Annotated in this window: 9 protein-coding genes and 1 riboswitch; of the genes, 1 reads left to right on the top strand and 8 read right to left on the bottom strand. The window is 29.1% G+C overall.

The annotated features are described in order from the left end of the window. The first annotated feature begins 11 nt into the window (after positions 1-11). Positions 12-314 carry a hypothetical protein gene (locus NSA58_RS15740; RefSeq protein WP_039680859.1) on the top strand — a complete coding sequence of 101 codons (303 nt, stop codon included), beginning with the start codon at positions 12-14 and terminating at the stop codon, positions 312-314. A gap of 38 nt (positions 315-352) precedes the next feature. Here NSA58_RS15740 and NSA58_RS15735 read toward each other — a convergent pair whose 3' ends face one another. The 8 genes from NSA58_RS15735 to NSA58_RS20890 all read right to left on the bottom strand — a co-directional run. Beyond that, positions 353-577, bottom strand: a complete 225-nt coding sequence (locus NSA58_RS15735; protein WP_039680866.1) for a hypothetical protein — start codon at positions 575-577, stop codon at positions 353-355. A gap of 23 nt (positions 578-600) precedes the next feature. After that, positions 601-1182, bottom strand: a complete 582-nt coding sequence (locus NSA58_RS15730) for a TetR/AcrR family transcriptional regulator (protein ID WP_039680858.1) — start codon at positions 1180-1182, stop codon at positions 601-603. 97 nt (positions 1183-1279) lie between these two features. Further along, positions 1280-1912 carry a thiamine phosphate synthase gene (thiE, locus tag NSA58_RS15725; protein ID WP_039680857.1) on the bottom strand — a complete coding sequence of 211 codons (633 nt, stop codon included), beginning with the start codon at positions 1910-1912 and terminating at the stop codon, positions 1280-1282. 10 nt (positions 1913-1922) lie between these two features. Beyond that, the gene (gene thiT, locus NSA58_RS15720; RefSeq protein WP_039680856.1) at positions 1923-2540 is read right to left on the bottom strand and encodes an energy-coupled thiamine transporter ThiT; all 618 of its coding nucleotides are present in this window, start codon (positions 2538-2540) and stop codon (positions 1923-1925) included. Further along, complete coding sequence (gene tenA / locus NSA58_RS15715; RefSeq protein WP_039680855.1) at positions 2540-3202, bottom strand: thiaminase II; 663 nt, start codon at positions 3200-3202, stop codon at positions 2540-2542. The genes thiT and tenA overlap by 1 nt, the downstream gene beginning before the upstream one ends. 16 nt (positions 3203-3218) lie before the next feature. Continuing rightward, positions 3219-4022, bottom strand: a complete 804-nt coding sequence (gene thiM / locus NSA58_RS15710) for a hydroxyethylthiazole kinase (RefSeq protein WP_074079345.1) — start codon at positions 4020-4022, stop codon at positions 3219-3221. Positions 4023-4038: 16 nt separating this feature from the next. Continuing rightward, a complete protein-coding gene (gene thiD, locus NSA58_RS15705; RefSeq protein WP_039680853.1) occupies positions 4039-4833 on the bottom strand; it encodes a bifunctional hydroxymethylpyrimidine kinase/phosphomethylpyrimidine kinase in 795 nt (264 codons plus the stop codon). 136 nt (positions 4834-4969) lie between these two features. Then, a riboswitch (TPP riboswitch) is annotated at positions 4970-5064 on the bottom strand. After that, positions 5053-5185 (bottom strand): hypothetical protein (locus NSA58_RS20890; RefSeq protein WP_257560662.1); only part of this gene is annotated, 133 nt, incomplete at its 5' end. (Overlaps the previous riboswitch by 12 nt.)

Here is a 5185-nt window from a genome sequence, read left to right as displayed (position 1 = left end):
AGGTATGATTAATGAACATAAAAATAGCAGCAATATGCGATAATGAATTAAGCGGAAAGCTTCTTAAAGAAACAGCTTCTAAGATTGGAATAATTGTAAACTACGAAGTACAAAATGAAAACGGTATAGTAAATAAATTATCTAATGATATTATACAAAACTCAAATATAGTGCTATTTGTGACAGAAAAAGAAGTTGAAGAAATTGAAGAAATTGAAAGATTTATTGATCGAGAATATTATGAAGTATTACCTCAATTTGTTATAGAAAATCCATCTAATGTAATTTCAGAAATAACACTTGATTTAAACTAAAAAAGAGAGATATATTCTCTCTTTTTTGGTTTGTAATTTTATTTTATTTTCTTTAAATCTATATAAGCTTCTATTTGAGGTATGTAGATCATATTCTCCTTCAAATGAGTATTCCCAAATTCTTTTAACTCATTCCCCTCTTTATCCTTTGTAATTTTATATTTTATAACTTCACTATTTTCATTTATGTCAGCATGAAAATACATTCCTTCATATTGTTTAAATCTAAAATTAAAATTGTCTCTAGTAAGCTTAATACTTATGTTGCTCATTTACACCATCCTCATTAATCCATTTTAAAATCTTTTAAAAACATTTCTAAAAGTTCGATACCATAAGAAGATAAAGGATAATTACCTTCGCAAATACACCAGTCATATAAAACTGCCCTTTCTTGCATGGCATAAATTTTAGCTAGTTCCCAAAATGATCTATCATTCTTTATTTGATTTCTATTTTGACCTTCACTTATTATTTGTTGCAATACTTTATAGTATACCCTTTGCTGGTCTAACAAAGTTTTTTTGCCTTTTTTAATAATCTGAGATGAATACAAAGTTGCCAATAAATCTACAGGCACATTTTCCTCTATAAATCTAAATAAATGTCTACTCGTTGTTATAAGCTTATCAAAACTATTCATATTTACATCTAAAGTATCCATTATCTTTGTATATTCTTCATCAAATATATCTGATAAGGTATTTAATAAATCATCTTTTGCACTAAAATAGTGATAAAAATTACCTTTCGATATTCCACATTCATTTATTATTTGATCAACTGTTGTTGCATCATATCCCTGTTCATAAAACAATTTCCATGCAACAGAAGATATTTTATTTTTTGTTGAATTAAGTTCATCCATGGCCTTTCCCCTTTATAACTTATTACGAAAACACATATCCTTTTCAAATTCATTATAACATAAAAAAATGACCTATTTCTAGGTCATTTAAATATATCTATATTTCATTCTTCCATAACTTCACTCTAGATACTATATCTTCAGCTCCCAATATACCTGATACAAGAGCATATCCATCTGGATTAAACTGTTTCAATTTATGCACATTATCCAAATTTATTCCTCCAATTAAAACAAAAGGCATCTCAACTTCATCTATTATTTCGTTTAAAGTGTTGAATGAAACATCTTTGGCATCTAATTTTGTACTTGTTGAAAACATTGCTCCTATACCTAAATAGTCAGCTCCATCTTTTTTAGCTTGCTTTGCCTCTTTAACAGTTCTAGCAGATACTCCAATAATTTTATCTTCACCGATTAATTTTCTTACTGAAGTAGCATCTATATCACTTTGACCCACATGAACACCATCAGCATCAACAAGCAAGGCAATGTCTATTCTATCATTAATAATAAAAAAAACGTTATATTTTTTAGTAATTTCTCTAAGCTTTATTGCTTTTTCCAAAAACTCCTTACCATCAGCATCTTTTTCTCTAAGTTGTACCATAGTAACTCCGGCTTGAATAGCCTCTTCTATGCATTTATAAAAATCTCTTCCTTTTAATAAATCTGAATCTGTTACTAAATATAATTTAAGTAATTTTTTTAACTTATTTTTATCTACCATAATACTCTCCTTAACTTGCCTTATTTATTGTAGTTATATTAGCCATTTTCATAATCTTTCCTATAGGAATTATTGTTATAACCACAGAACTTAATAATGCTTCTATTCCTTCTCCTGTTAAATTATATACTAAAGAATAAATTAAAGGGCTCCATCCAACAGGTGCATATTCATAAAAGTACACACACCCAGATATAACATGAACTGTAACTTTAAGCGCTACTGCTATTAAACAGCCTAAAAATATCTTACTTTTCTTTTCTGAACCACATATTCCGCTTAAACCTAATAACATTGTTGGAAGTATATAGTCTAATAAAAATTGTGCTGGATGAACTATAAATAATTCTCCACCTAATAGTGTTATTAATCCTGACACTAAACCACAAGTCATGCCTATAATAGGTCCGTATAAAATACCAACTAATAGTATTGGTAATGATGCCAGTAAATTAAATCCTCCACCTTGAGGATATTGAACAAATTGTATTTTTGATAAAACAAAATGTACACCTGCAAATAAAGCTATTATCACCATTGTTTTTGTATTTAATTTAAAGTCCTTAAGTTTAAAAATATAATAAATTATAGGTATTAAACATAAACCTAATATAAATATATTTAACATTAGCTCATCTCCTTATAGGCCATATCCCAAAATGCCATCTCATATAAACTTCCCTTTATAAAAATCTCTTTTAATTTTTCTTTTTTGCTATCGTCTATATTTTTACAAAGTTCATTTGCAAAATCTATATTTTCCTTGGCGCACATTCTATATTCTTCACAAGAATATGACTCTATCCATGCTGCGTAATAATTATTTTCTAACTTATCCTTATATATTTCTTTCATTTCTTTAGCTATATAATAATAACTCCACGCACATGGAAGTACTGCTATTATTAAATCTTGAATATCTCCTGTTAATGCTATACTTTTCATAAAATTAGTATAATTTTCATTTTCCAATTTTATATTATGTCTTTGAAGTGTTTTAATATCTTCACCTAGCTCTTTTAAATAAGCTATATGTGTAGCACTTTCATCTTCCATAATTCCATTTATGCTATCTTTAAAAAACTTCATATGATTTACGTCATCACTTTTTATAAGTCCCATGGCGTAAACTTTAGCATAATCTAGAAGGTATAAGTAATCTTGAACTAAATATTCTCTAAACTTTTTTTTGTCTAAAGTTCCTTGTCCCATTTCTACTATAAAAGGATGTTTTAAATATTCATCCCATATTTCCTTACTTTCATTAAATAAATAATCTGATAATAACATAGCATTCCCCTCTCTACTATAATGAACTGTTAAGTTGCGCTAACTCAATTTTCCCATACTTATTACAAGTCTCTTCATTCAAAGTAAAAATTTCATCAAATAGTTTTGTTTTAAAACTTCCTATTGCTGGATTTTCTCTGTTTGCCAATTCTCCACAAAGAGACATTACTAAAGTCCCCATTACTGCTGCATCTATTTTATCTTCTGTACATGGTAAGAAACTTCCTATTAAAGATGTGCTCATACATCCTGTTCCTGTTATAAATTTAAGTTTAGGTGTTCCATTGCTTATTTTGTATATTTTATTTCCATCACTAATCACATCAGTCTTTCCTGAAGCAACAACAATGCACTCAAGTTTTTTAGCTACTTCTTTAGTAATAAATGATGCATCACTTCCATCATCAAAAGAATCTACACCTTTACCTTTTACATCCATTCCACCTATAAACTGAATTTCAGATATATTTCCTCTTATCACATCAAATTTAACTTCATTTAATAATTTATTAGTTAAATCAGTTCTTGCCTTTGTAGCAAATACCCCTACTGGATCTAGTATAACTGGCTTGTTGTACTTATTTGCAGTTTTTCCTGCTAAAACATATAAATCCAACAACTCACTATTCATTGTTCCTATATTAATAACTACACTGCTAGCAACTTTAACTATATCATCAACTTCTTCATAAGAAAAACTCATCAGTGGACTTGCCCCTATAGCTAGTGTTGTATTCGCACAATCTGTTATAGTAACATTATTTGTATAGTGCAATACAAGTGGATTTATTTCTTTAACTTTTTTTAATAATTTATACATAATATCCCCCTATTGTTTAATCAAATTTATAAAAATGATGTACTGGTCCTACACCCTTACCTATATCAAAACTATGTCTTATTGCTTCAGTAATATATTCTTTACTAAGTTTTACAGATTCAACAATATCATATCCAAGTGCCAAATGAGATGTTATGGCAGATGATATTGTACATCCAGTTCCATGAGTATTTTTTCTATTTATTCTTTCACATTTAAAAACTTCAAATAAATCCTCACCTATTAACACATCTACACAATCACCATCTAAATGTCCACCTTTCATAAGAACATATTTAGGTCCTAAATCAAGAATTACCTTACCTACTTTTTTCATATCTTCAACTGTATCTATCTTCATATTACTTATTTCTTCAGCTTCGGGTATATTTGGTGTTACTATATAAGCCTTAGGTATAAGGTATTTTATTAGACTATCCTTAGCTTCTGGTCTAAGAAGAGAATACCCACTTTTAGAAATCATAACTGGGTCTACAACTAAGTATTCACATGGATATTTTTCTAATGAGTCAACTATATCTTTAATTATTTCTGGAGAAGATACCATCCCTACTTTTATTGCTTTTGGTGGTATATCCTCACAAACCGCTTTTATTTGTTCCTTAATAATCTTGGAACTAAGCTCTTGCACATCAGAAACACCCTGTGTATTTTGAGCTGTTATTGCAGTAATTACACTCATTCCATAAGTTCCTATGGCAGAAAACGTTTTTAAATCTGCTTGTATTCCGGCTCCACCTGATGAGTCAGAGCCAGCTATTGTTAATGTTGGTATCTTGTAATTTTTCATACCTTTACTCCCCCCTAATTAGTAATATATACTTATGATTCGTACTCAAAATAAGATAAATCATAAATTTCCTACAAAAAAACGCTATGCCTATAGGCATAGCGTTTATATACAAATTTAAAACCCTTATATGGTTATAAAATTCATAGTGCTTTCCTACGCTGGTATTATCCAGATCAGGTACAAGGGTCGGTATAAACCTCTCAGCCAATGGCGCCCCTAGCAATCTTCAAATTTTTCCTCTAAAGAATCTCTTAAGGCTTCTGCGTCTTCCTCAGAAGTATCTTCACCGTAGAATAAAGTTATTATAGCACTATCTTCATCTACTAATTTTTCAACAAGATCAGTAGTT

The organism is Terrisporobacter muris (assembly GCF_024621905.1).
Taxonomy (GTDB): Bacteria; Bacillota; Clostridia; order Peptostreptococcales; family Peptostreptococcaceae; genus Terrisporobacter; species Terrisporobacter muris.
The sequence above is the reverse complement of the archived record's forward strand: the minus strand, read 5'-3'. Positions and strand labels throughout refer to the sequence as shown.

Excerpts from the sequence above, each read along its gene's own strand:
- NSA58_RS15740 (WP_039680859.1), top strand. The coding sequence starts at position 12 with ATGAACATAAAAATAGCAGCAATATGCGATAATGAATTAAGCGGAAAG.
- thiM (WP_074079345.1), bottom strand. The coding sequence starts at position 4,022 with ATGTATAAATTATTAAAAAAAGTTAAAGAAATAAATCCACTTGTATTG.
- thiT (WP_039680856.1), bottom strand. The coding sequence starts at position 2,540 with ATGTTAAATATATTTATATTAGGTTTATGTTTAATACCTATAATTTAT.
- thiD (WP_039680853.1), bottom strand. The coding sequence starts at position 4,833 with ATGAAAAATTACAAGATACCAACATTAACAATAGCTGGCTCTGACTCA.
- thiE (WP_039680857.1), bottom strand. The coding sequence starts at position 1,912 with ATGGTAGATAAAAATAAGTTAAAAAAATTACTTAAATTATATTTAGTA.
- tenA (WP_039680855.1), bottom strand. The coding sequence starts at position 3,202 with ATGTTATTATCAGATTATTTATTTAATGAAAGTAAGGAAATATGGGAT.
- NSA58_RS15730 (WP_039680858.1), bottom strand. The coding sequence starts at position 1,182 with ATGGATGAACTTAATTCAACAAAAAATAAAATATCTTCTGTTGCATGG.